Source organism: Bradyrhizobium sp. Arg816 (assembly GCF_029989365.1).
Classification (GTDB): domain Bacteria; phylum Pseudomonadota; class Alphaproteobacteria; order Rhizobiales; family Xanthobacteraceae; genus Bradyrhizobium.
This window is the reverse complement of sequence record NZ_JAPRAQ010000008.1, coordinates 304,828-327,951: the sequence shown is the minus strand read 5'-3', so window position 1 is coordinate 327,951 and position 23,124 is coordinate 304,828. Positions and strand designations below refer to the sequence as shown.

Below are 23,124 nucleotides of genomic sequence, written 5' to 3'. Positions count from 1 at the left end.
CCGGCGAGATCGCGCTTAACCCATTGTCCGACCGCAAAGAAGCTCACTCATGAACCTTCGTAACGTCGCCATCATCGCCCACGTCGACCACGGCAAGACGACCCTGGTCGACAAACTCCTCCAGCAATCCGGTACGTTCCGCGAGAACCAGAAGGTGACGGATCGCGCCATGGACTCCAACGATCTGGAGCGTGAGCGTGGCATCACCATCCTGGCCAAGGCGGCCTCGGTGCAGTGGAAGGACACCCGCGTCAACATCGTCGATACTCCCGGCCACGCCGATTTCGGTGGTGAGGTCGAGCGCATCCTGAACATGGTGGACGGCGCCCTGGTGCTGGTCGACGCCGCCGAAGGCCCGCTGCCGCAGACCAAATTCGTGGTCTCCAAGGCGCTCAAGGTCGGTCTCAAGCCGATCGTCGTCATCAACAAGGTCGACCGCCCCGACGCGCGTCCGACCGAAGTCATCAACGAGGTGTTCGACCTGTTCGCGGCGCTCGACGCCAGCGAGGAGCAGCTCGATTTCCCGATCCTGTACGGGTCGGCCAAGCAGGGCTGGATGGCCGAAAGCCCCGAAGGTCCGCAGGACAAGGGCATGGAGCCGCTGTTCGACCTGATCCTGCGCCACGTTGCGCCGCCGACGGTCGAGGAAGGGCCGTTCAGGATGATCGGTACCATCCTGGAGGCCAATCCCTATCTCGGCCGTATCATCACCGGCCGCATCTCGTCGGGCGTGCTCAAGCCGAACCAGCAGGTCAAGGTGCTGCATGCCGATGGCAAGCTGGTCGAGTCCGGGCGCATCACCAAGATCCTGGCATTCCGTGGTCTCGAGCGCACGCCGCTCGATGAAGCCGAAGCCGGCGACATCGTCGCCATTGCCGGCCTGACCAAGGGCACCGTCGCCGACACCTTCTGCGATCCGACCGTCGAGGTGCCGCTGCCGGCGCAGCCGATCGATCCGCCGACCGTGTCGATGTCGTTCATCGTCAACAACTCCCCGCTCGCCGGCACTGAAGGCGACAAGGTGACGAGCCGCATGATCCGCGACCGTCTGCTGCGCGAGGCCGAAGGCAACGTCGCGTTGCGCGTCGTCGAGGCCGCCGACAAGGATGCGATGGAAGTGTCCGGCCGCGGCGAATTGCAGCTCGCGATCCTGATCGAGACCATGCGCCGCGAGGGCTTTGAGCTCTCGGTGTCGCGCCCGCGCGTCGTGTTCCAGAAGGATGAAGCGACCGGCGCCACCATGGAGCCGATCGAGGAAGTCGTGATCGACGTCGACGAGGAGCATTCCGGCGTCGTCGTGCAGAAGATGAGCGAGCGCAAGTCCGAGCTGATCGAGATGAAGCCCTCGGGCGGCAACCGCCAGCGCCTGGTGTTCTACGCGCCGACCCGTGGCCTGATCGGCTACCAGGGCGAGCTGCTCACCGACACCCGCGGCACCGCGATCATGAACCGCCTGTTCCACGGCTATGCCCCGTACAAGGGCGAGATCCAGGGCCGCCGCAACGGCGTCTTGATCTCCAACGACCAGGGCGACGCGGTGGCCTACGCGATGTTCAAGCTGGAAGACCGCGGTCCGATGATGATCGAGCCGGGCTGGAAGGTCTACAAGGGCATGATCGTCGGCGAGCACACCCGCGACAACGATCTCGAGATCAACGTGCTCAAGGGCAAGCAGCTCACCAACATCCGCACCACGTCCAAGGACGAAGCGGTGCGCCTGACCCCGCCGATCCGCATGACGCTGGAAAAGGCGCTCGCCTATATCGAGGACGACGAGCTCGTCGAGGTCACCCCGAAGTCGATCCGCCTGCGCAAGAAGCACCTCGACCCGAACGAGCGCAAGCGCGCGGAAAAGTCCAAGGAAGCGGTGGCGTAAGCTACCGCTCTCAACGCTGTCATGCCCCGGCTTGACCGGGGCATCCAGTACGCCGCAGCTTATCGATTCAACCACAAATGTCTCTGGAATACTGGATCACCCGCTTCCGCGGGTGATGACAGCTGTGCGCGTGGCGACTTCAGCACACCCAGCGAACGTGCTAGAGCCCGCCCATGTCCCTGCCCTCCTCCATCAATGTCGCGATCATCGGCGCCGGTGCAGCCGGCCTCGGTGCGGCGCATGCGCTGGCTGGCTCCGGCCTCTCCGTGATCGTACTGGAGGCGCGCGGCCGGCTCGGCGGCCGCGCCTGGACCGTGCAGGCCTCGCCTGAGGTCACCTTCGACGTCGGCTGCGGCTGGCTGCACTCCGCCGACAAGAATTCCTTCGTCGGAATCGCAAAGCAGCTCGGCTTCGAGGTCAACAAGGACCTGCCGCCCTGGCGCGAGCGCGCCTTCGGCAACGCGTTTCCGCAGGCCGAGCGCGACGATTTCATGCGTGCGATGGACGCGTTCTACGAGCGCCTGTGGCAGGCCGCGCAAAAGGGCAAGGACGAACCCGCGAGCCTGAGCCTCGATCCGGGCAATCGCTGGAATCCCATGATCGATGCGGTCTCGACCTACATCAATGGCTGCGAACTGAAGGACATGTCGACACTGGACTGGGACGCCTATGAGGACAGCGACCTCAACTGGCGCATCCGCCGTGGCTATGGCGCGCTGGTCGCGGCCTATGGCGCGCCCTGCCCGGTGGCCCTGGGCTGCAATGTCACGCTGATCGATCATTCCGGCCAGCGCCTCCGCATCGAGACGTCGCAGGGTACGCTGACCGCCGACAAGGCGATCGTCACCGTTCCGACCAATCTCATCGCCGATGAGGCGATCCGCTTCTCACCGCCGCTCCCGGCCAAGGTCGATGCGGCGGCCGGCCTGCCGCTCGGCGCCGACGACAAGGTGACGCTGGCGCTCGAGGATGCAGAAGCCTTTCCGAAAGAGGGCAATCTGCGCGGCGCCACGATGCGCACCGAGATGGGCACCTACCACATCCGCCCGTTCGGCCAGCCCTGCATCGAGGGCTTTTTCGGCGGCAGCTTCGCCCGCGAGCTGGAAGACGCCGGCGACGGCGCCATTGCCGCGCACAGCATCGACGAGATCGCAGGCTTTCTCGGCAACGACATCAGGCGCAAGCTCAAGCCGCTGTACGAGTCGCGCTGGGCCCACGACCCCTTCGCAAGAGGCTCCTATTCGCACGCGCTGCCGGGGCACGCTGGTGACCGGGCCGTGCTGGCTGCGCCGGTGGATGGACGGCTGTTCTTCGCGGGCGAAGCGACGTCGCCAAGCTTTTTCACGACGGCGCACGGGGCCAGGGACAGCGGGGAGCGCGCGGCGAAGGAAGTGCTGACGACTCTGAGCAAGCCGTAAACCGCAAACTCGGTCATTGCGAGCGCAGCGAAGCAATCCAGAATCTTTCCTTGGAGACAGTTTGGATTGCTTCGTCGCGGAGCCTGTCATCCGGCCCGCCGGAGGCGGGACCGGGTGGCTCCTCGCAATGACGAGGGAAGCTACTCAATCACCCGCGCCCGCAGATCGGCATCGGGCACAAAGCAGGCGTCATACTTCCCGAAGATGCGGTAGCGGTTGCGGGCGATGACGCTGTACACGGGGTCTCGCAGCAGTTTTGGCACGGCAAACAACGCGCGCACCCAACTCCATCCCGGCAGATGCGACAGCACGGTCAGCGCGGCGTCGGATTTCATAAAGGCCTCGCCGTCATGGACCACGGCGTTGGTATCGGGATCATCAGGATCGATGCCGAACGTACGCGCAAGCCGCGCCCCATAATCCGACTGGATCGGCGTGAAGCGAAACCGCTTCGCCGTGTCCCGCTTGGCGACGAAGCGGACCCAGCGCGAGCAGAAGATGCAGACGCCGTCGAACAGGATTACGTCATCGTCGGGCCATTTGCTCATCAGTCTCTCTATCTTACGCGTTTTCTTCACGCGAACCGGGATCCACTTCGCTCGAAAACGCTATCGATTATCCAGCATCAGCAGCGCGACCAGCATCAGCACGATCGCGGGGCCTGTCTTCACCAGCGCACCGAGCGGCTCGATCCAGAGGTCGGGCGTGAGGATCGCCGCGCCCACCATGTAGCCGAGTGAGGCGACGATGCCTGCGACCAGGCCGATCGCCGCAGTACGGCGGAAGGCGATCAGCATGCCGATGCTCATGTCCATCAGGCTGGTGCCGATGGTGATGGGATCGACCAGCGCGGGCGGGAAGTTGTGCACACTCAAAATTCCGGCGGCGGCGCGGTAGGAGACGAACAGCGCGATGAAGCCGGAGACGAACCAGAACGCGACCAGGCTGGCGAAAATCAGCGCCTTGATCAGGAACAGCCGCGCGAACCATTTGTCCTGGATGGTGGCGGGATGGCGCCCGATCGTATCAGCCAACGTCTTCGGCGCGACGCCCGTGGCGGCAATCCACGGCGAGGGATCGCCGGTCACGCCGCGGCGCAGCTCGGCGATGGCGGTGGAGCGCATCGGCGGCATCCAGCCGAGATAATTGGCGAGATCGCCAATCTTCGCGCCGAGATCGAGCATGAAGGACGGCATCGCGAGGCGCGGCCAGCCGGCCGTGCCGAAGGCGTGGCGGAACTGTTTGATGACGCCCGCCATGGTGACTGGCTCGGCCTGCATCAGGTCCCACGTCACGGCTTTGACTGAGGCGTCGTCGATATCGCGCGCGGCGAGCCAGGCGATGGTCGCCGAAATGTCCTCGACGGCGACGGACTGGAATGGCGTCGACATCGCCTTCTGCGGCAGGTCGAGCGGTACGGCGGCGAGCGCACGCAGCATGGCGCTGCCGCCATAGGCTGATGGTGCGACGACGAAGCCGGGCCGCAGAATCGCGTGGGGAATGCCGGAGGCCGCAATCAGGCACTCGGCCTCGCGCTTGGTCGTCGCGAAGGCGGTGCGATCCGCCTCCGCGGTCCCGGGGATCGAGATGTGCACCAGCCGGATCGCGCGGCCGCTATCGGCGATCGCCTGAAGCAGACGCGCGACGAAATCGCGATGCACCGCGCCGGTGTCGCTGCCGGGACCATCCTGCAGCACGCCGAGACAGTTCACGACGACGTCGACGGCGTGCTCGCTGAAGAGGCGCGTCAGCGCGGCTGCATCGAGTGGCAGGATCGGCTGCTCGATGTCAAGCGCGCTCATCTTCTGCGCGGGCGACAGGCTGCGCGCGACGCCGACCGCACGAAATCCCCGCGCGCGCAGATCGTCGGTGACGAAGCGCCCGATCAGGCCGGAGGCGCCGAGCACCAAAACGGTTCGCTGGGTCATCGCATCTCTCAAAACGGCTTCGCGATCATCAACCACAGGATCAACATCGTTGCGCCGAAGCCGGGGAAGCCGAACGCGAACCAGCGGCGGTAGAGCACGAAGTAGCGTTCCGGCAGAGCGCCGCGCTGCTCGGCTGCCTTGCGCGCGAGATCTCGCATCTCGATTTGCATGAAGACGACGGGGACCCAGAACAGGCCCGCAAAGACGTAGAGCCCAAGCGAGGCCAGCAGCCAGCGTTCCGTGATCGGCATGGCCGAAAGCATCATCAGCAGGCCGCCCGTCACCGGCTGGAGGATCACGGCCGACAGCGTGAAGACCGCATCCGCGATCACCACCACCGAAGCGGTGCGCGCAATGAATTCGGCGTCATTCGTGCGATGCGCCATCAGCATGAAGAAGGCGATGCCGGTGCCGGTGCCGAGAATGACAATGGCGCCGAGCACATGGAGGTATTTGACCAGGAGATACAGCGTCATGGCTTCTTGGCCGCCGCAGGTTTGGACTGGTTCAGCGCAAGCCCGAGCTCGCGGCTGGCGGCTTTGACGCCGGCTTCGCCCTCGATCATCCAATGCCCCTCGCTGCCGACGGCCGGCAATGTGCGGAAGTCCACCTTGCCGCCTGCGCCATGAAACGCATCGGCCAATTGCCGCGAGAACGCCGGCGCGAAATAGCTGTCATTGGTCGCTACGAGCCATGTCACGGGAATGCGCGCCGCCTTGCCGAACTCGGCCGCCGCGGCGAGAAGCGTCTGCGGCGCGCAGATCCGGTTCGGTTCGTCATTGGCGTGGCCACCGCGCCCCGGCGCAAACACTGCGATCGCGGAGATCGCGTTCGGATCGGCACTCGCGAGCGCCAACGCCCCCCAACCGCCGGCGGAATGGCCGAGCACGACGACCCTGTCTTGACGAACGAAATCCTGCTTTCGCAAAAAATCCAGCGCGAGCGAAATTTCGGCGGCCGTCGCGCGACCCGAACGCGCGTAATCCGCCTCGTCGCAGCCGCCCTGGTCCTCGACATAGCGGCCGCCGGTCGCACCATGGCCGAGCCGCTCCGGCACCAGCACGGCGAAGCCGCGTGCGACGAGAAACGCGACCAGCGCGCGGTATTCAGGCTGCGGCATTTGCGCCCGACGCAGCACATTCTGCGTCGAGGCATGTGCGATCACCGCAAGCCGGAACGGACCGGCGCCGACGGGGCGAAACAGCAGCGCATGCGCGGCAATGTCGGTATCCGGCGATGGCACGCGCCATTGCTGCCGGCGAAACGGCTCGCCCTCCTCACCCGATGACCCAAACGTGACCTGTGCGCACAGAGGCGGCGCCAGCAGCAACGCCAGCACGGGCAGAAGGGCGAAGATGTTGAAGAGCCGCATGAATTGCCGCAGGCGAACACGGACGGCGACCGATCTGCAGGAACGAATCATTGTCGGCGGACTTTTTGCGTTGCCATCGCGGTTCATTGATTGCCGCAGGGCAGTTTTGCACCGGCAATGGCAGGCCGCTGCCGTTCGAAATGGCGTCCTGTCTTTTTTCGGTACAACATGGTTAAAATACTGATGCACAAAATCCACACGTTAACCGATAATTAACGATAGGTCTTGCCGCCGGCGCGACGACTTGGTTTGATTGCGTCCATGAGCACAACCCTGATCGAGGTCCGGCCGGCCAAAGCTGCAGATGCAACTGCGGTGGCGTCCACCCATGACGAAGCCTGGCGCTCCGCCTATCAGGGCATCATTCCCGGTGGCGAACTGGAAAAGCTGATCAACCGCCGCGGACCGCAGTGGTGGGACAGTGCGATTCGCAAAGGCAGCCGCGTCAGCGTGCTCGTGTTCGGCGACAAGATCGCCGGCTATGCCAATTATGGCCGCAACCGCGCCCGCAGCCTGCACTTCGACGGCGAGATCTACGAGCTCTATCTGCGTCCGGAATTCCAGGGTCTCGGCTTCGGCCGCCGTCTGTTCACCGCAGCCCGCCGCGACCTGATGCAGAGCGGCCTGAAGAGCATGGTGGTGTGGGCGCTCTCGGACAACGATCCGGCGACCGAGTTCTACCGCGCCTTGGGCGGCCGCATGGTGGCGCGCTCCTCCGAGCGTTTCGGGCCGAAGTCGCTCGACAAGGTTGCCTTCGCTTGGACCAATTGAGCTGCTGAAAGTCTAGCCGGCAGCGTTTCCCATCCGTCGATACCGTTGCCTTTTGAGCCGGTAGTCGCTGGATTCATTATTTCACAAAAACACGATGGATTGGCGGGCCAAGCCCGCGTATGACAGCGCCAAAATCGCTGCCGGGCGCGATTTAACCTCGGCAACAACGGAGCCTTGAATGCGTATCGATGCGGTCTCGATCGGAAAAAACGTACCCCACGACGTCAACGTCATCATCGAAGTCCCCGTGGGCGGCGAACCGATCAAATACGAGATGGACAAGGAAGCCGGCACGCTCGTTGTCGATCGCTTCCTCTACACGCCGATGCGTTACCCCGGTAACTACGGCTTCATCCCGCACACGCTGTCCGATGACGGCGATCCCTGCGACGTGCTGATCATCAACACCCGCGCCATCATCCCCGGCGCCGTCATGAGTGTGCGTCCGGTCGGCGTGCTGTTCATGGAAGACGAAGCCGGCGGCGACGAGAAGATTCTCGCTGTGCCGTCGTCGAAGCTGACGCAGCGCTACGACAAGGTGAAGTCGTACTCCGACCTGCCCGACATCACGCTGCAGCAGATCCAGCACTTCTTCGAGCACTACAAGGATCTCGAGAAGGGCAAATGGGTGAAGATTTTGCGCTGGGGTGGCCCGGAAGACGCGCAGAAGCTGATCCTCGAAGGCATCGAGCGCGAGAAGAAAAAGAAGGCGTGAGCTCTTCTCCCTCTCCCCGCAAGCGGGGCGAGGTGAAGAGAACCTACACCGCCGGCTTCGGCAGCCCTGCGATCGCGCACGCCGCGCGCAGCGTATTCACCAGCAGGCAGGCGACCGTCATCTGGCCGACGCCGCCCGGGACCGGCGTGATCGCGCCGGCAACGGCGAGTGCTTCCTGATAGGCGACATCGCCGACGAGGCGCGTCTTGCCGTCGTCCTTGGGGATGCGGTTGATGCCGATGTCGATCACGGTCGCGCCCGGCTTGAGCCAGTCACCACGCACCATCTCGGGTCTGCCGACCGCGGCATAGACCAGGTCGGCGCGCTTCACGAGCCCGGGCAGATCGCGCGAGCGCGAATGCGCGATGGTCACCGTGGCGTTCTCGTTGAGCAGCAATTGCACCAGCGGACGACCGACCAGATTGGAGCGGCCGATCACGATGGCATTCATGCCTTCGAGCGAGGCGTGGACGCTCTTGGTCAGGATGATCGAGCCGAGCGGCGTGCAAGGCGACAGCGCCTCGAAACCGCCGGCGAGCCGGCCGGCATTGTTCGGATGCAGGCCGTCGACATCCTTGGCGGGATCGATGGCGTTGATGACGGCCTCGGTGTTCAGGCCCTTCGGCAGCGGCAGCTGCACCAGAATGCCGTGCACGGCCGGATCGCGGTTGAGCTTGGCCACGACGGCCAGCAGATCGGCCTGCGACACGTCGGCCGGCAGCTTGTGCTCGAACGAGGCCATGCCGGCCGCCTGGGTCTGAGTGTGCTTCGAGCGCACATAAACCTCGCTGGCGGGGTCGTTGCCGACCAGAACCACCGCGAGGCCCGGCACCAGATTGTGCTCGCGCTTGACGCGGGCAACCTCGTCAGCGACGCGCGCGCGGAGTTCCGCGGCGATGACTTTTCCATCGATGATCTTGGCCGTCATGTCAGTTCCCTAGGTCTGTCGGTTTGGCGTCTGCCGATCTGGCTTGGGCGAGCTTGCGCAGGGCTTCGCCGAGCCGCGCCGGATCGCCGTCGACCGCGATCTGCTTCAGCCGCGAGGTGGCACCGGATAGCAGCTTTACACTGGCCTTGGGAACGCCGAGCGATTTCGCCAATAGCACCAGAACGGCCTTGTTGGCCTCGCCGCCATCGGCGATCGCGCGCACCCGCACCTTGAGCACGCTGCGGCCATCGGCCAATTGCTCGATCCCGTCGATGTCGTCGCGGCCGCCGCGCGGCGTCACCCGCAGCGCGATGCTGATTCCTGCGGCCGAATAGCGCCAGGGTTCCTTGAAGGCCTGTTTCGCAACCAAGGCGCTCCCGCCTGCTTAGATCACGTTCGGGTAGATGTAATACAGGATCACCCGCTCGATGAACATGATGAGCAGGATCAGGATGATCGGCGAGATATCGAGGCCGCCGAGGCTGGGCAGGAAATTGCGAATCGGCGCCAGCACCGGCTCGGTGATCCGGTACAGGAACTCCGCCACCGCCGAAACGAACTGGTTGCGGGTGTTCACGACGTTGAAAGCGATCAGCCAGGACAGGATCGCGGAGGCGATCAGCAGCCAGACGTAGAGGTCGAGCACGATGATGACGATGTCCAGAACGGCACGCATGGCTTTTGAAGACTCTGGCTTTCGGTCGGGATTGACGCTTTTTGCTAGATATCGGTTCCCCCCGGCCCAAACAAGGGAAGTCGGTGCCGGGATGGTTAAAACCGGGTCACACCTGTCCTTGACTTGACCTTGCCGGGGACTTAAATGGCGCCCGGTTGTCGGCCGCATTCACCAGAGTGGCCGCCAAACGGGGCCATAGCTCAGCTGGGAGAGCGCGTCGTTCGCAATGACGAGGTCGGCGGTTCGATCCCGCCTGGCTCCACCAGCCTTCGCTCGCTTCGCGAGCTACGGCTCGGCAGGCCCGGACAGCCTCTCGTAGCGAAACGAGCGAAGGCTGCCGCGGCGAAGCCCGCAGGGCGAAGCCGGGCTACCTCCGCAAAATCCCCCTACTTCCCCTTAAACCTCGGCGGCCGCTTCTCCATGAAGCTCGCCACCCCCTCCCGGAAATCGCTGCCGTTCAGCGCGACCATCATCTCGCGGTTGGCCTCGATCGTCGCCTCCGCCAGCGTCTGGAACGGCACCTCGTAGAGTTGCCGCTTGATCACGGCCATCGCGCTCGGCGAGACGAAATCGGCGAGGTCGCGTGCATAGGCGTAGGTTTCCTCGCGGAGTTTTTCAGGCGCGCAGAGCCGGTTGACCAAGCCGATCCGCAACGCCTCTTCGCTCGACACGCGCCGCGCCGAGAGCAGCAAATCCATCGCATTGGCGTGGCCGACGATGCGCGGCAGCATCCAGCTGATGCCGTGCTCCGCGATCAGGCCACGCCGCGCGAAGGCCGTGGTGAAGACGGTATTATCGGCAGCAAAGCGCAGGTCGCAATAAAGCGCGTGGACGAGGCCGATGCCGGCGGTGGCGCCGTTGAGCATGGCGATGACGGGCTTTCCGATCGACGGATAGAAGCCGTAGCGCGTCTGCCAGTCCGGCCGGCGGTTCATGTCGAAGGGCGGCAGGTTCGAGGCACGCCTGACGTCGTTGGGGTCGAGCCCCTTCAGCGCATCCATGTCGGCGCCGGCGCAGAAGGCGCGGCCCGCGCCGGTGAGCACGATGACGCGGACATCGTCATCGGCGCTCGATGCTTCCATCGCGTGACGCACGTCGCGCTCCATCGTCGGCGTCCACGCATTCATGCGATCAGGGCGATTGAGCGTGATGGTCGCGACCTTGTCGCTCACCTCATAGAGAATGTGTTCGTAGGCCACGGCGCTCTCCCTGTGTCTGCCGGCACGCGTTCGCGCGCGCTCGTTAGGAACGAGCCTAGCATATCCAGGGATCAGGCAAGGGCTTGCGCCGAGGACTTAGGCCAAGAACTTAGGCCAAGGACTTAGGCGAAGCACCTGCGCGATGGCGCGATCACTCGGCGGCTTGCGCCAGCGCCGGCCGGCGCGCCAGCCAGCCGTCGATGAAATGATCGAGCCAAGCCCGTTCCGCAACGTCGTAGACGGCACGGTCCGCGAAATGATGATGCCGCTCGCGCGCGCCGGGCGCGCCGAGGCCGTCATAGCCGCGCGTGGTCCAGCAATGCATCATCGCGCAGGTCACGTCAGGATGAAATTGCACCCCGAAAGCGTTCTCGGAGCGGAACGCCTGGATCGGAAAATCGTCGCCTTCCGCAAGCAGCTCGGTGCCGACGGGCAGCTCAAATCCCTCGCGATGCCAGTGATAGACCTGCGCCGGCCAATTCGGGCAGAGCGCGTGGCCCGCGGCGGTCGGACGGATCGGATAGTAGCCGATCTGGGCCAGTGCCTGCGCATGCGGTGCGACGCGGGCCCCCAACTGCATCGCCAGCATCTGCGCGCCGAGGCAGATGCCAAGGAACGGTCGCTGTTCGCGGAGCGGAATTTCGATCCAGTCGATCTCGCGGCGGATGTAGTCGTCGGGGTCGTTGGCGCTCATCGGACCGCCGAAGAAAACCGCGCCGGCATGCTGATCGAGCGTGTCGGGCAGGGGATCGCCGAAGCGCGGTCGGCGAATGTCGAGGCGATGGCCGAGCGCGCGCAGCGCATTGCCGACGCGGCCCGGTGTCGAGGATTCCTGATGCAGGATGATCAGAACCGGCAACCGGGCTTCGGAGGCGGCGGCGCTCGGCGTCCTTCTGGGGAAGGGCACCAATTCTGCGCCACCAAACCTGTCCGTCCGGAACGACATGGCCTCTGCGAGTGCTATCGGTTCAGACCGCCAGCATAGCTAAGCGGTAGTTAACATCGTGTGAGTTCGCGCACACGCGTCCCGATATTGAAGCAAGCTCCGGGCCATTACGGAGCTTTGAGCTTTCTTCAAAGCGTTTTCGAGCGAAGTGGATACCGGTTCGCGTCAAGAAAACGCGTCAGAACAAGAAATCTAGTGCCTCTGCCTCTGGAACCGGCTGGTGGCGGACAGGATGAAGCCGCGCGGGAAGAAACGCAGCGCGAACGGCACGATCTTGATGCCGAGACCAGGCAGCACTGCCCGTTTGTTGGCCATCAGGCCTCGATAGGCCTGTTGCGCGACATCGGCGGCAGACACGTTGAGAAGAGCCGTATCATGCCCGGACCCGACGCCGGCGCGCGCCTGGAATTCGGTGGGCACCGGACCCGGGCAAAGTACGGTGACGCGAACGCCGCGCGGCGCGAGCTCCGCCCGCAAGGCCTCGGTGAGGGAAATCACATAGGCCTTGGACGCGTAGTACACGGCCATGCCGGGGCCGGGCAGAAAGCCCGCGACCGATCCGACATTGAGAAGACCGCCCTTGTTCCTGATCAGCTGATCGGCAAAGCGCAGCGACAGATCCGTCAGAGCCCGGACGTTGACATCGACGATGCCGACCTGCTCGACGCGGTCGCGCTCGATCGCATCGCCGAACACGCCGAACCCGGCATTGTTGACGAGATGGTCGAGCTCGACGCCTTCGGCGGCGAGCACGGCCGCGATCTTCTCGCCCGCATCCGCCTCCTGCAGGTCGCAGGCGATCACGATCGGCTTCTTGCCGCCCTTGGCGGCGAGCTCGTTCGCAAGCGCCTCCAGCCGGTCCACGCGTCGCGCCGTCAGCGCGAGGCGATGCCCGTTGGCGGCGAACACACGCGCCAGCTCCGTGCCGATGCCCGCCGAGGCACCGGTGATCAACGTTACCCGCTCAGTCACGATCGAAGTCTCTTGAATTGAAGTTTTTTGGCCCCGCAATAGCGGAACGAGAGCATAGGCCGAGCGCGACAGGCAAGCGTCACCGACAGCATGGCTGCTTGAGCGGGCAACAGGGAAGCAGGAAAACCACGGATTTTACGGGGAAATCCGGGGCCGGGGTGGCCGACGAGGGTATATTAAAGTTTCGTCATGTGGTCAGCACAACCGCCGATAATACCGCGTCGAGACGGCTCAACCCCCGACGGCACCGTCCTTGACCTGACCAACGGCGCGATTTGCGACCGCATGCTTGAGGTCGATCCGGTCCCGCTGGGCGATCCCGAGCAGGTCGGAGGCGCGCCAGACGACGTTGTCCTCGAACTCGGAGACCTGGCCATCGGCATAGACCAGCTCCCACATCATCTGGACGATGCGCTTGCGGCCCTCTTCGTCGAGCGAGCGCATGATGACACTGGTGAAGTGATAGAGGTCGACGGCCTCGCCCTCGACCTGGGTGGCGTCCGCGATCAGGCGATCGGCGGTACCGTGATCCAGCCCGAAATGGCTTTCGATCAGGCTGTGCAGCTTGCGCTGCTCGGTCGCCGTCGGCTGACCGTCCAGCGAGACCACGTGAACCAGCAGCGCAGTCGCCGCAAGGCGGTAATCGCTATCGCCGAATGCGCGATCCCCGGCATGAGGGGCGACAATGTCGGTGATGAATTGGCGCAGGCCGTCGAGCATAGGATCCTACCGAAATCGATGGAGCCGCGGGAGTGCGGCCGCCACCAGCATTATATGAGCGGGAAACTCAACCGCCGCAACGTGCCTCAGCTCCGCGCGGGCATTACCTTTCGGCAATCTGTCACGGTATCTCGTACACCACCATCTTGTCGGCGATGCCGCGCAGGGCCGCCTGCTTCTGGATCGGCTTGATCGCGCGCTGCTCGAGCACTTCGGCGACCGCGGGCGCATCGAGCACGGGGCCCGTGATGTGGATCTCCTGCGCCGTCGACAGGCTCTGGACGCGAGCGGCGATGTTGACGGTCTGGCCGAAATAATCCTGGCGTTCGTTGAGCATCACCGCAAGACACGGGCCTTCATGAATGCCGATCTTGACGATGAGATCGTCGGTGCCGCGCTGCCTGTTGAGCTCGTCCATCGCGGACCGCATCCGCAGGCCCGCGACGATGGCGTGCTCCGGGCGGACGAAGGTCGCCATCACGGCGTCGCCGATCGTCTTCACCACCGCGCCCTTCTCGGAGGAGATGATCTCGAGCAGCGCATGGAAATGCGCGCGCACGAGATCGAAGGCGGCGAGATCGCCGACGCGCTCGTAGAGCGCGGTCGAGCCCTTCAAATCGGTAAACAGGAAGGTCAGCGACGTGATCTGGAGCCGCTGGTCGAGGCTGAGATTGTCCGCCTTGAAGACATCGCGAAACGTCTGGTTCGACAGCATGCGCTTGGCGGTGAGGAACGGCTTGCGCTTGCCGATGAGATGATGGAGCGCCTCGGCCGCGATGAACACCGACGGCAACACGCGCACGCCGGCCTGGTTCTCCAGCGACAGCCGCAGCGGCCCCGGCCGCATGGTCGTCGTCCCCGTCGGAGCCTGCACCTTGTTGTACATGATCGCGAACTGCTGGCGCTCCTTGGTCGGCTCGCCCTGGACGTCGATGAAATGGGCGGCGTGCGTCACCGGCTCGAAGATGATGATGAAGTCGCCCGGCAGTTGCAGCGACATGGTCGCCTTCTCGCCGGCCGGCAGCTCCATGGTATCCAGCGTCACCTCGTTGGCGAGCGTCGCAAACGATTCCTTGTTGAAGTCGACGCCGGAGCTCCAGAACACCTGCTTGAAATATTCCCACACCGGAAGCGTATCGGGATCGTGCGCGGCGATGCGCCGCACGCGCGGATTCACGGTGAAGGAGACCTCGACCTGATCGTCGACCGACGCCTTGTAGCCGCAGGCGCAGAGCGCGCAGTGATAATCGTCCGGCTTGAGCGCCTTCAGCGTCGAATGGGCGCCCAGCACGCCGCCGCAGCCCGGACAGAGCACGTTCCAGCCGAGATCGAACAGTCCGAGCCGCGCCGAATGCAGGAAGGTGGAGATCGTGTGCTCTTCGTCGAGGCCGTGCTGCCTGGAGAAATCGAGGACATTGACGCGGTTGAGCTCGTGATCCTCGCCGTTCTCGATGAGACGCGCAATCGCATCGACCACCTTGGCATCGGCGGTCTGCTTCAGAACGGAAAACTGGGCCTGGATGTCGCTCATGGCGGAGGCTCTATCTGGGGTGGATCGCGCCATCGGGCAGACGAATGTCTGTCACCGACGCGTGATGCGGAACAAAGGTGAATGGTCCGGCTGGGTCGTCACGACGCCGAGCGGGATCACCGGAACCCTGTCGGCAAGCTCGATACGGAACGCGCCGATCAACCGGGCCAGCGCCAGCACGGATTCGGCTTGCGCGAACGGCGCGCCGATGCAGACGCGTGGACCCGCGCCGAACGGCAGGTAAGCGAAACGGTCGGGCGCCTCCTTCGACATGAAGCGCTTTGGAATGAAGGCATTCGGCTGATCCCACAGCTTCTCATGGCGGTGCAGCAGCCAGGGCGCGATCATGATGATGTCGCCCTTGCCGATCTCGACGCCGGCCGCATTGTCCTTCTCGCGCGCGGCACGCGCGACCAGGAAGGCCGGCGGATAGAGCCGCATGGTCTCCTCGATCACCGCGCGTGTGAACTTCTGGCGATCGATGTCGGCCATGCTGTCGAGATGCTCGCCATGCGTCTCGGAGGCAACTTCCTCTTGCGTCTCCGGATCGAGCGCGAGCAGATAGAGCGCCCAGAACAGCGCGGTTGCCGTGGTCTCGTGACCCGCCAGGATCATGGTCGCGACCTCGTCGACGAGCTGCGCGTCGGAAAAGCCCTTGCCGGTCTCGGGATCGCGCGCCGCGTCCATGAGATCGAACAGGTCGCGCGGCGGCGCGCCGTCCTTCTTGCCCATCGTGCGCCGTTCGGCGATCAGCATCGCGACGAATTCGGTCCAGCGTTTGCGGAAGCGCGCGCGGGCAAAATCCATCGGGGTCGGCCAGGACACCGGCAGCAGCATGTCGAGGAAATAGGGCCGTCCCAGCCGCGCGCCGTATTCCATGACGAAGTTGCGCAAGGTCGGGCCGTGACGGTCCATGCCGAACGAGAACATCGTGCGCCCGGCGATCTCCAGCGTCATGCGCTGCATCGCCTCGCGCAGATCGACCGGCTCGCTTGTACGCTCATCCAACTTCGCGATGGTCTCGTCGAGCACCGCGGTCATATGCGGGACGAGATTTGCAGTCGCACGCGGCGTGAAGGCCGGCGCGAGCGTACGGCGCTGATGCGTCCAGGCATGGCCTTCCGCGATCAGAAGTCCTTCGCCGAGCACCGGACGCAGCATGCGGATCCCCGCCGGCGTGCGCGTGTAGTTTTCATAGTTGTTGAGCAGGACATGCCGGATTGCGTCCGGCTGATTCAGGATGAAGCTGTTATGGAGGAAAAAGCGGCCCTTGATGACCTCTTCTTCGTAGGCACGCTGCCCCCAGGTTGCGATCATGTTCTGCTTGAGGACCGCGACCCGCCCGAAAAACGACATATCGTCGGGCGCACGCGGCGGGGTCGGAGGGATGATGGGCCGACGCACACTGGCGATGTTCATGGCTCTCTCCCGCAGATGTGACCCAGCCCAATAGCTAGTAAGTCAGCTCGGCAATCGCAATCCTGTTCTCGGAGGCGGGCCAGGCGCGCGCCACAATTCGTTCTTCGCCGAACTGGGCCACGATGTTACGCCCGGCCTCCGCGGCCGGGAGCCGCAAGGTTGCTGCCGAATCCGTGGGCACACCCGGCTTGACGTCGGCCGGCTCCTTGCCGTCGAGCAACACCACGTCCCGCGGCAGGCCGAAATAGCCGCGCGGGCGCGACATGATCACGACGGCGCCGGCATCCTTGTCCGCCGGCCCGAGCGGGCGCGCGGCACGCAGATGCACGACATCGGACGAGCGCGCGAACGGCGAGCGGTAGATATGCGTCGTCGGCGCGTCTGGCGATGTCAGGACGAATTCGAGGAACCAGGAAGGCTCGACCTGCGCTGGACCCCAGCGGCCGTCGGCGCCGGTCTTCGCGCTGTGCACCGCGCCGCCTTTGCGCTCCCCGGTATCAGGGTCGACGCGGAAGACATCGACGGTTGCACCTGCCACCGGGCGATTGGTCGACACGCCGCCCGGCGTGCCGGTCACAAGGCCGCTCAACCTGACGCTTTGCTCCGGCACAATCGCGATCCGCGCGGGCTCGCGGCCGGCAATGAATTTGTAGATCTCGCGGAAGGCGCGCGGGTGAAACGCCACTTCGCGATGGTCGAGCGCGCCGAGCACGAGATTGGTGGCGCCCGTCAACTCCGGCCCTTCGACGGTGACGCCGGTCGGCGTGCCCGGCTTGCCGATGAAGCGGCCGTCCGCTTGCGCGTACTTGTCCATGCCATCGCTGCGCAGGGTGAGGAAGGCCGTGCCCGGCGTCACCTCGCTCTCGCCCTCGTTCAGGCCGCGCAGAAATGCGCCGCGGCCGTTGAATTCGTTGTTCGGCTGGTCCTCGGTTGCGAAGATGCCGTGATTGGGCGTGCCGCACAGGACCGCATGGCTGACATCGTCAGCCCCGCCGTTCCTGATGACGTTGCGAATGGCGTAGCCGCCGCGCGAGCTGCCGACCAGCGCCACGCGGACCGCGCCGGTGCGGCGCTTCAAGTCCGCGATGGCCGCCGCGAGCTCGCGGCGCTGGTCCTCGGCCGAGGAGCGCCCCGCCTGCTCGACCTTGTCGTCGCTCCGAGCATTGGGATCGGTGAAATTTATCGCCGCCATGCGATCCCGCGCGATGCCGTTGGATTCCATCCGCCAAAGCGTCGTCATCCAGAGCGCGTCGTAATCGCCATTGCCGTGGACAAACAGAATCGGGGGCACCTCGGCGCTCTGCACCGCGGGCGTGGTCTGGGCCAGCGCGCCTGTCCTCAAGCTCGCAACCGCGAAAGGCAAGCTGCCTGCCCCCAGCAGGATCGACCGTCGCGACAGCTTCATATGTTTCTCCGGCAAAACCATCTCTTTGTACCGCTTATACCGGCCTAACCACTGGACAGCGAAGGACTTTCGCGGGCATCACTGAGCCTGCCGGAATCACCTGAGACCACTTCTGCCAGCCCATATGGAAGGGGATATGACCGAGCAGCCGAACCGTCAGAAATTCGCCGGCGACGGCATCGCCGCACCCCTGCGGTACACCGTGTTCCGGCGCATCTGGCTCGCCAGCCTGCTCTCCAATCTTGGCCTCCTGATCCAGGGCGTGGGCGCGGCCTGGGCGATGACGCAGATGGCGGCCTCGGCCGACAAGGTGGCGCTGGTGCAGACCGCGCTGATGCTGCCGATCATGTTGATCTCGATGCCGGCCGGCGCCATCGCCGACATGTATGACCGGCGGATCGTGACCTTGATTTCGCTCGCGATCGCGCTGATCGGCGCGACTGCGCTGACGGTGCTGGCCTGGCTCAAGCTGATCACTCCGGAAACGCTGCTCGTCTTCTGCTTTGTAGTGGGCAGCGGCAATGCGCTGTTCGGGCCGGCGTGGCAATCCTCGGTCAGCGAGCAGGTCCCGCCCGAATCACTGCCGTCAGCCGTCGCACTGAACGGCATCAGCTACAATATTGCACGCAGCTTCGGTCCCGCGGTCGGCGGCGTCATCGTCGCCTCGCTCGGCGCGGTGGCGGCGTTTGCCTGCAACGCGATCCTCTATCTGCCGCTGCTGGTGGTGCTGCTGCTCTGGCGGCGCAGCACCGAGCCCTCGCGCCTGCCGCGGGAGAAGCTCAACCGCGCGATGGTCTCGGGCTTCCGCTACATCACCAATTCGCCGCCGATCAAGATCGTGCTGTTGCGCACGCTGGTGATGGGCCTGATCGGCGGCGCCATCATGGCCCTGATGCCGCTGATCGCGCGCGACCTGCTGCATGGCGGCGCGCAGACCTACGGCATCATGCTGGGTGCCTTCGGCATGGGCGCCGTCGTCGGTGCGCTCAACATCCATGAATTGCGCAAGCGCATGAGCGGCGAGGCCGCGATCCGCGCCTGCACCATCTCGATGGCATTCGCGATGGCCGCGCTTGCCGTGAGCACGGAGCCGGTGCTGACGGCGGCGGCGCTTGTGCTCGCCGGTGCGGTCTGGATGGCCGCCGTCGCGCTGTTCAACATCGGCGTGCAGCTCTCGGCGCCGCGCTGGGTCGCGGGCCGTTCGCTCGCGGCGTTCCAGGCCTCGATATCCGGCGGCATCGCGATCGGCGCCTGGGGCTGGGGCCATCTCACCGATTATGCCGGCGTCGAGGTCGCGCTGCTCACGGCCGCCAGCCTGATGCTGATCTCGCCGGTGCTCGGCATTTGGCTGGCGATGCCGCGCGTCGGCGCCCGCAACGAGGACGCGGACGTGCTGGCCGATCCGGAAGTCAAACTGTCGCTGACGGCGCGCAGCGGGCCGCTGGTGGTCGAGATCGAATATAGGGTGAGCCAAGAGAACGCGCGCGCCTTCCACAATGTGATGCAGGACGTGCAGCTCTCCCGGCAGCGCAACGGCGCCTATGGCTGGTCGATTGCGCGCGACATCGCGGACCCCGAATTGTGGACCGAGCGCTACCACTGTCCGACCTGGCTCGATTATCTGCGCCAGCGCAACCGCTCGACGCAGTCCGAACGCGCGTTGCATCAGCAGGCGATCGATTTCCATATCGGCCCCGATCCGGTGCGGATCCGCCGCATGCTGGAGCGTCCGTTCGGCTCGGTGCGCTGGAAGGAAGAGACGCCGGATCGTGCCGGCGCCGAGGTGCTGCCTGTGGTCGCGAGCGCGGCGGGAAGCAGCACGTAGGTTTTGCTGCGTAGCTACGAGAACCCCTACTGCCCGTGATCCGTCAGCACCTTGTCGCAGGCTTTGCTGAGGCGGGTGCGGTTCTGCTTGAGGCAAGCGAGCACGGCGCCATCGCCATTGTTCATCACGGCACGGCAGAAGCGCGTCACATCGCGCGCGCAGGCATCGTGGCCGGGCTGCTGTTGCGCCGAGACGCTCGATGCGCACAGAATCAAAGAAACAATGAAAAGAAATCTGGTCATCGCGTAATGCCTCTTACCCCAAGGATGTGCGGGGGAAGCTAGTGCGACGATCCCGGAGCCGCAACGGCTTTATTGCCGAGCGGGACTGGCGCGCGTGGCCCCGGCTTGACGCCGAGAGCACATCGCGATGGGAGCCAACAACGATCGCGGTTGCGCGTTGTCCTACTGCTTGTCCTGGGCGTCAGCGACCTTGCGTGAGGCGCCCTTTGCGAGGTCCTTGTCCATCACCGCGCGGCAGCCGGCGCTCAGGTCGGAACGATGCTTCATCATGCACGCCGTGATCTTCGGGACGTTGGGGATTTCCGAGGAGCACAGGCGGAAGGCATCGCCGGTGCACTGCTGCTGCGCCTCGGCCGAGAAGGCGAAGCTCGAGGTCGTCGCGACGATCGAGACGATGGCGGCAAGGCCCAGAGCCAAGCTGGCGTCGCGGATCCTACTGGTCAGCGTTTCGGCAGAAAAAGACTTAGCCATTTGAAGCTCCCATGGGCGTCGCCGGAAGCGGGCCCCGTTGTTGATGGGAACTACGATGCTCCGGCAAAACAGTTTCCACTGTGATGACGGTCACGGGTCGCCCGCCCTCTGTGACCTCCGTCACATGGTGCACCTCGCTGAAAATCCGGCTCAAACGCCGTCGTGTTGGTGTCACGTTAACTGTTCCTTCGCATTAATGGCTCGTCGCGCGGGAGATTCCGCCGGGTTGGTTGCGTAATTGGAAAGAATAGCGATGCGTAATGCGTTGGGCCTGATGCTGGCCAGTGTAGTTGCGGCGGTCGTGATCGCCGCCGGCGGTTGGTTTTATTATTCCGCGCGCGCCGATCAGGGCGCCCCCAAAACAACGGCCGCCCGTGCCGCCGATCAATTGCCGGCACAGGCGAAGCTCGCGGCCAAGGATGACGTCGAGACCACCGCGGCGATCGCGGCCAGGCCGACGGCAGTTGCTCAGGCAGCGGCGCCTGCGCCCGCTCCGGCCATGCCGGTGCAGCAGCGGTCGACCTGTGCCAATCCGAACGCGCTGGGCGTTGCCCGCGTGGTCGAGATCGACACCACCGGCGGACCCGGCTTCGGCTTCGAGCATTTCAAGCAGTTCGACTTCCTCACCGACAAGGAGGTCGTGCTGACCTTCGACGACGGTCCCTGGCCGGTCAACACGCCCGCAGTGCTGAAGGCGCTCGCGGATGAATGCACCAAGGGTCTGTTCTTCTCGGTCGGCAAGCACGCGACCTATCATCCGGAAATCCTGCGCCAGGTGCTGGCCCAGGGCCACACGGTCGGCACGCACACCTGGTCGCATGTCAACCTGAACGGCAAGAAGATGACGGAGCAGCAGGCCAAGGACGAGGTCGAAAAGGGTATCAGTGCGGTGAGATTCGCGCTCGGTGCCAACCCCGCGCCGTTCTTCCGCTTCCCGCAGCTTCAGCACAATCCGGCGATCGTGAGCTATTTCGGCACCCGCAACGTCGCGATGTTCTCGACCGACATCGACTCCTTCGACTTCAGGAAGGGTGCCACACCGGAGAAGATCGTCGAGACGGTGATGACGCGGCTCGACAAGCTCGGCAAGGGCATCATCCTGATGCACGACTTCCAGAAGCACACCGGCGAAGCGATGCCGGCGCTGCTCGCGCGGCTCAAGGCCGGCGGATACAAGGTCGTGCAGATGAAAGCGAAGACGACGCTTCAGACGCTGCCGGAATATGACGAGGCGCTGATGAAAGATATGAAGGTGCCGACCGCAAGCACGAACACGCGTCCGATAACGAGCGTGGTGCAGACGGTGTCGCAGTAAGCCCGAAACGCTTCCTCAATGCGCGCATGGCCGGGCTCTTGCCCGGCCATTTGCTTTTGTAGCGAGCAGCGGCTTACCAGTAGATGCCGTGGCGATGCAGCTCGCTGATGATGCGGCCTTCGGTCCAGCTGCGGTTGTGCTTCGGCTTGCCCGCCTTCGCCGTCTTCGTGGCGGGCTTGCTTGTCGTCACCGGCGCTGAGGTCGTCGTTGTCGCGGTCACGGCAGGAGTCGTCGCCACGGCGGGAGCAGGGGCCGAGACTGCCGGCGGACGATCGACGTATTTCGGAGCTTCCGTGGCTGGCGCGACTTCGCTGATTTGTATCGTCGGCGCGGTGGTCGTGGTGGCTTGCGGAGCGGCCGTTGCCGTGGCCAGTGACAGGCTGCGGTCGCCGGCATGGGCAGATGCAGAAGCCAGGACCATGGCGGCCACCAGAATGATCTTGCGCATGTGAAATCTCCCCGTGTTTGCGAGACCGCGAGACTAGGGGACTCACGACGGGGGTTACGTGACTGGCATCACATAGACTGCGCGCTCGGTCTTGAATCCGCGATCAGGCATCCGCGGCGGTAAACCCGCGACGTCACGTCCGGAAAGGTCTCGGAATCGCGCAGACATCCCGGTGAAAGCCTAGGACGCGCCGCGCAGGATGGCGCGTTTCACGATTGTTTCCGAATGTTTCTGATCGTGGTAGACGCTCGACACGTATCAAAAGGCGTGCCGAGTCCGCCCGTATGACCTTCATCCAGCGAGTGAAGCGTAAGCTGCTGCCGCCGCGAGAGGTTGTTCAGGGGTACGAGAATCCTGAACTGGTCGAAACGATTTTCCTGAAGACAATCAACTACAACCCGGACAGCGACTGGCCGCTGGTCGCGGGCATGAACACGGTTCTGGATTTCGGCGGCGGCGCTGGCCTGCATTACAAGGTGGCGCGCCGGCAATGCCCGGACATTCGATGGGCGGTGGTTGAGACGCCTGCAATGGTGCGGCGCGCCAAGGAGCTTGGCACCGATAGGCTGATGTTTTTCGAGCGCATCGACCAGGCCGCCGACTGGCTCGGCAGTGTCGATCTCATCCACTCGAATGGGGCCATACAATACGTCCCGGATGCATTGGAAACCGTCAGAACGCTGTGCACGGTTCGGCCGGCAACGTTGGCATGGTACCGCGTTCCGATCAGCGAAGAGACCCGGCGAGAGGTTCAGACATCGTACCTCAGCGACAACGGCCCAGGGTCGTCGCTCGCCTCCAGGGAGAAGCTCGTCAGATACGAGCGCAACTGGATCTCCGAGCAAGCATTCATCCAGGCCCATGAGGGATTTCGCATCACTGAGCGGAGCCCGGATCGCACCGAGCGCGGCACGCAACAATTCAGGTTCGCGCGGGTCTAGCTTGCG

At 64.6% G+C, this 23,124-nt stretch carries 24 protein-coding genes and 1 tRNA gene; 8 read left to right on the top strand and 17 right to left on the bottom strand.

The window, feature by feature from the left end:
• Positions 1-49: 49 nt before the first annotated feature.
• Entirely contained in the window at positions 50-1,876 is a 1,827-nt protein-coding gene (gene typA, locus OWC48_RS21995; RefSeq protein WP_282521818.1) for a translational GTPase TypA, read from the top strand.
• A 173-nt stretch (positions 1,877-2,049) separates the two neighbouring features.
• Complete coding sequence (locus tag OWC48_RS21990) at positions 2,050-3,294, top strand: NAD(P)/FAD-dependent oxidoreductase (RefSeq protein ID WP_282521817.1); 1,245 nt, start codon at positions 2,050-2,052, stop codon at positions 3,292-3,294.
• A 140-nt stretch (positions 3,295-3,434) separates the two neighbouring features.
• Here the strand turns inward: OWC48_RS21990 and OWC48_RS21985 are convergent, their stop codons facing one another.
• The 4 genes from OWC48_RS21985 to OWC48_RS21970 are packed head-to-tail and all read right to left on the bottom strand — an operon-like array spanning position 3,435 to position 6,594.
• On the bottom strand, positions 3,435-3,842 hold the full coding sequence (locus OWC48_RS21985) for a thiol-disulfide oxidoreductase DCC family protein (protein WP_282521816.1): 408 nt from the start codon (positions 3,840-3,842) through the stop codon (positions 3,435-3,437).
• A gap of 60 nt (positions 3,843-3,902) precedes the next feature.
• Positions 3,903-5,222, bottom strand: a complete 1,320-nt coding sequence (locus OWC48_RS21980; protein ID WP_282521815.1) for an SDR family oxidoreductase — start codon at positions 5,220-5,222, stop codon at positions 3,903-3,905.
• Positions 5,223-5,230: 8 nt separating this feature from the next.
• The gene (locus OWC48_RS21975) at positions 5,231-5,698 is read right to left on the bottom strand and encodes a DUF2269 domain-containing protein (RefSeq protein ID WP_282521814.1); all 468 of its coding nucleotides are present in this window, start codon (positions 5,696-5,698) and stop codon (positions 5,231-5,233) included.
• Positions 5,695-6,594 (bottom strand): dienelactone hydrolase family protein, encoded by a 900-nt coding sequence (locus tag OWC48_RS21970; protein WP_282521813.1) that lies wholly within the window; start codon positions 6,592-6,594, stop codon positions 5,695-5,697. The genes OWC48_RS21975 and OWC48_RS21970 overlap by 4 nt, the downstream gene beginning before the upstream one ends.
• Positions 6,595-6,855: 261 nt before the next feature.
• Between OWC48_RS21970 and OWC48_RS21965 the strand changes: the two genes are divergently transcribed.
• Together OWC48_RS21965 and ppa are read left to right on the top strand one after the other, a co-directional pair.
• Positions 6,856-7,365 (top strand): GNAT family N-acetyltransferase, encoded by a 510-nt coding sequence (locus OWC48_RS21965; protein WP_014490714.1) that lies wholly within the window; start codon positions 6,856-6,858, stop codon positions 7,363-7,365.
• Positions 7,366-7,543: 178 nt separating this feature from the next.
• The gene (gene ppa / locus OWC48_RS21960; protein ID WP_014490715.1) at positions 7,544-8,080 is read left to right on the top strand and encodes an inorganic diphosphatase; all 537 of its coding nucleotides are present in this window, start codon (positions 7,544-7,546) and stop codon (positions 8,078-8,080) included.
• 43 nt (positions 8,081-8,123) lie between these two features.
• Here ppa and folD read toward each other — a convergent pair whose 3' ends face one another.
• The 3 genes from folD to OWC48_RS21945 are packed head-to-tail and all read right to left on the bottom strand — an operon-like array spanning position 8,124 to position 9,684.
• The gene (folD, locus tag OWC48_RS21955; RefSeq protein WP_282521812.1) at positions 8,124-9,008 is read right to left on the bottom strand and encodes a bifunctional methylenetetrahydrofolate dehydrogenase/methenyltetrahydrofolate cyclohydrolase FolD; all 885 of its coding nucleotides are present in this window, start codon (positions 9,006-9,008) and stop codon (positions 8,124-8,126) included.
• A gap of 1 nt (position 9,009) precedes the next feature.
• Entirely contained in the window at positions 9,010-9,378 is a 369-nt protein-coding gene (locus tag OWC48_RS21950; RefSeq protein WP_282521811.1) for a DUF167 domain-containing protein, read from the bottom strand.
• 15 nt (positions 9,379-9,393) lie between these two features.
• Positions 9,394-9,684 (bottom strand): YggT family protein, encoded by a 291-nt coding sequence (locus OWC48_RS21945; RefSeq protein ID WP_007598721.1) that lies wholly within the window; start codon positions 9,682-9,684, stop codon positions 9,394-9,396.
• A 189-nt stretch (positions 9,685-9,873) separates the two neighbouring features.
• On the opposite strand from OWC48_RS21945, the gene OWC48_RS21940 reads away from it, so the two are divergent.
• Positions 9,874-9,949 (top strand) — tRNA-Ala (locus tag OWC48_RS21940).
• Positions 9,950-10,070: 121 nt separating this feature from the next.
• Here the strand turns inward: OWC48_RS21940 and OWC48_RS21935 are convergent.
• From OWC48_RS21935 to OWC48_RS21905, 7 genes are all read right to left on the bottom strand, one after another.
• Positions 10,071-10,883, bottom strand: a complete 813-nt coding sequence (locus OWC48_RS21935) for an enoyl-CoA hydratase (RefSeq protein ID WP_282521810.1) — start codon at positions 10,881-10,883, stop codon at positions 10,071-10,073.
• 151 nt (positions 10,884-11,034) lie between these two features.
• Positions 11,035-11,829 carry a glutamine amidotransferase gene (locus tag OWC48_RS21930; RefSeq protein ID WP_282521809.1) on the bottom strand — a complete coding sequence of 265 codons (795 nt, stop codon included), beginning with the start codon at positions 11,827-11,829 and terminating at the stop codon, positions 11,035-11,037.
• Positions 11,830-12,021: 192 nt separating this feature from the next.
• Positions 12,022-12,801, bottom strand: coding sequence for an SDR family oxidoreductase (locus OWC48_RS21925; RefSeq protein WP_282521808.1), 780 nt, complete (start codon positions 12,799-12,801; stop codon positions 12,022-12,024).
• Between the two features lie 231 nt (positions 12,802-13,032).
• Positions 13,033-13,521 (bottom strand): TerB family tellurite resistance protein, encoded by a 489-nt coding sequence (locus OWC48_RS21920; protein ID WP_282521807.1) that lies wholly within the window; start codon positions 13,519-13,521, stop codon positions 13,033-13,035.
• A 121-nt stretch (positions 13,522-13,642) separates the two neighbouring features.
• Positions 13,643-15,052, bottom strand: coding sequence for an adenylate/guanylate cyclase domain-containing protein (locus OWC48_RS21915; RefSeq protein ID WP_282521806.1), 1,410 nt, complete (start codon positions 15,050-15,052; stop codon positions 13,643-13,645).
• Between the two features lie 51 nt (positions 15,053-15,103).
• Positions 15,104-16,471 (bottom strand): cytochrome P450, encoded by a 1,368-nt coding sequence (locus tag OWC48_RS21910; RefSeq protein ID WP_282521805.1) that lies wholly within the window; start codon positions 16,469-16,471, stop codon positions 15,104-15,106.
• A gap of 34 nt (positions 16,472-16,505) precedes the next feature.
• The gene (locus OWC48_RS21905) at positions 16,506-17,876 is read right to left on the bottom strand and encodes a hydrolase (RefSeq protein ID WP_282521804.1); all 1,371 of its coding nucleotides are present in this window, start codon (positions 17,874-17,876) and stop codon (positions 16,506-16,508) included.
• Between the two features lie 136 nt (positions 17,877-18,012).
• Here OWC48_RS21905 and OWC48_RS21900 point away from each other — a divergent pair, with 136 nt between their 5' ends.
• Complete coding sequence (locus OWC48_RS21900) at positions 18,013-19,701, top strand: MFS transporter (protein WP_282521803.1); 1,689 nt, start codon at positions 18,013-18,015, stop codon at positions 19,699-19,701.
• A gap of 26 nt (positions 19,702-19,727) precedes the next feature.
• Here OWC48_RS21900 and OWC48_RS21895 read toward each other — a convergent pair whose 3' ends face one another.
• Entirely contained in the window at positions 19,728-19,943 is a 216-nt protein-coding gene (locus OWC48_RS21895) for a hypothetical protein (protein WP_282521802.1), read from the bottom strand.
• Between the two features lie 162 nt (positions 19,944-20,105).
• Positions 20,106-20,414, bottom strand: a complete 309-nt coding sequence (locus OWC48_RS21890; protein WP_282521801.1) for a hypothetical protein — start codon at positions 20,412-20,414, stop codon at positions 20,106-20,108.
• Positions 20,415-20,667: 253 nt separating this feature from the next.
• Between OWC48_RS21890 and OWC48_RS21885 the strand changes: the two genes are divergently transcribed.
• Positions 20,668-21,729, top strand: coding sequence for a polysaccharide deacetylase family protein (locus OWC48_RS21885; RefSeq protein ID WP_282521800.1), 1,062 nt, complete (start codon positions 20,668-20,670; stop codon positions 21,727-21,729).
• Between the two features lie 73 nt (positions 21,730-21,802).
• Here the strand turns inward: OWC48_RS21885 and OWC48_RS21880 are convergent, their stop codons facing one another.
• A complete protein-coding gene (locus OWC48_RS21880) occupies positions 21,803-22,177 on the bottom strand; it encodes a hypothetical protein (protein WP_282521799.1) in 375 nt (124 codons plus the stop codon).
• Positions 22,178-22,461: 284 nt separating this feature from the next.
• On the opposite strand from OWC48_RS21880, the gene OWC48_RS21875 reads away from it, so the two are divergent.
• Positions 22,462-23,118 (top strand): hypothetical protein, encoded by a 657-nt coding sequence (locus tag OWC48_RS21875; RefSeq protein ID WP_282521798.1) that lies wholly within the window; start codon positions 22,462-22,464, stop codon positions 23,116-23,118.
• Positions 23,119-23,124 lie beyond the last annotated feature (6 nt).

What these genes read in the sequence shown, in the direction of transcription:
- typA (WP_282521818.1), top strand. Translation starts at nt 50, where the DNA reads ATGAACCTTCGTAACGTCGCCATCATCGCCCACGTCGACCACGGCAAG.
- OWC48_RS21990 (WP_282521817.1), top strand. Translation starts at nt 2,050, where the DNA reads ATGTCCCTGCCCTCCTCCATCAATGTCGCGATCATCGGCGCCGGTGCA.
- OWC48_RS21945 (WP_007598721.1), bottom strand. Translation starts at nt 9,684, where the DNA reads ATGCGTGCCGTTCTGGACATCGTCATCATCGTGCTCGACCTCTACGTC.
- OWC48_RS21905 (WP_282521804.1), bottom strand. Translation starts at nt 17,876, where the DNA reads ATGAAGCTGTCGCGACGGTCGATCCTGCTGGGGGCAGGCAGCTTGCCT.
- OWC48_RS21900 (WP_282521803.1), top strand. Translation starts at nt 18,013, where the DNA reads ATGACCGAGCAGCCGAACCGTCAGAAATTCGCCGGCGACGGCATCGCC.
- OWC48_RS21875 (WP_282521798.1), top strand. Translation starts at nt 22,462, where the DNA reads ATGACCTTCATCCAGCGAGTGAAGCGTAAGCTGCTGCCGCCGCGAGAG.
- OWC48_RS21885 (WP_282521800.1), top strand. Translation starts at nt 20,668, where the DNA reads ATGCGTAATGCGTTGGGCCTGATGCTGGCCAGTGTAGTTGCGGCGGTC.
- OWC48_RS21910 (WP_282521805.1), bottom strand. Translation starts at nt 16,471, where the DNA reads ATGAACATCGCCAGTGTGCGTCGGCCCATCATCCCTCCGACCCCGCCG.
- OWC48_RS21920 (WP_282521807.1), bottom strand. Translation starts at nt 13,521, where the DNA reads ATGCTCGACGGCCTGCGCCAATTCATCACCGACATTGTCGCCCCTCAT.
- OWC48_RS21880 (WP_282521799.1), bottom strand. Translation starts at nt 22,177, where the DNA reads ATGCGCAAGATCATTCTGGTGGCCGCCATGGTCCTGGCTTCTGCATCT.
- OWC48_RS21930 (WP_282521809.1), bottom strand. Translation starts at nt 11,829, where the DNA reads ATGTCGTTCCGGACGGACAGGTTTGGTGGCGCAGAATTGGTGCCCTTC.
- OWC48_RS21965 (WP_014490714.1), top strand. Translation starts at nt 6,856, where the DNA reads ATGAGCACAACCCTGATCGAGGTCCGGCCGGCCAAAGCTGCAGATGCA.
- folD (WP_282521812.1), bottom strand. Translation starts at nt 9,008, where the DNA reads ATGACGGCCAAGATCATCGATGGAAAAGTCATCGCCGCGGAACTCCGC.
- OWC48_RS21985 (WP_282521816.1), bottom strand. Translation starts at nt 3,842, where the DNA reads ATGAGCAAATGGCCCGACGATGACGTAATCCTGTTCGACGGCGTCTGC.
- OWC48_RS21970 (WP_282521813.1), bottom strand. Translation starts at nt 6,594, where the DNA reads ATGCGGCTCTTCAACATCTTCGCCCTTCTGCCCGTGCTGGCGTTGCTG.
- OWC48_RS21975 (WP_282521814.1), bottom strand. Translation starts at nt 5,698, where the DNA reads ATGACGCTGTATCTCCTGGTCAAATACCTCCATGTGCTCGGCGCCATT.
- OWC48_RS21890 (WP_282521801.1), bottom strand. Translation starts at nt 20,414, where the DNA reads ATGGCTAAGTCTTTTTCTGCCGAAACGCTGACCAGTAGGATCCGCGAC.
- OWC48_RS21895 (WP_282521802.1), bottom strand. Translation starts at nt 19,943, where the DNA reads ATGACCAGATTTCTTTTCATTGTTTCTTTGATTCTGTGCGCATCGAGC.
- OWC48_RS21980 (WP_282521815.1), bottom strand. Translation starts at nt 5,222, where the DNA reads ATGACCCAGCGAACCGTTTTGGTGCTCGGCGCCTCCGGCCTGATCGGG.
- ppa (WP_014490715.1), top strand. Translation starts at nt 7,544, where the DNA reads ATGCGTATCGATGCGGTCTCGATCGGAAAAAACGTACCCCACGACGTC.
- OWC48_RS21915 (WP_282521806.1), bottom strand. Translation starts at nt 15,052, where the DNA reads ATGAGCGACATCCAGGCCCAGTTTTCCGTTCTGAAGCAGACCGCCGAT.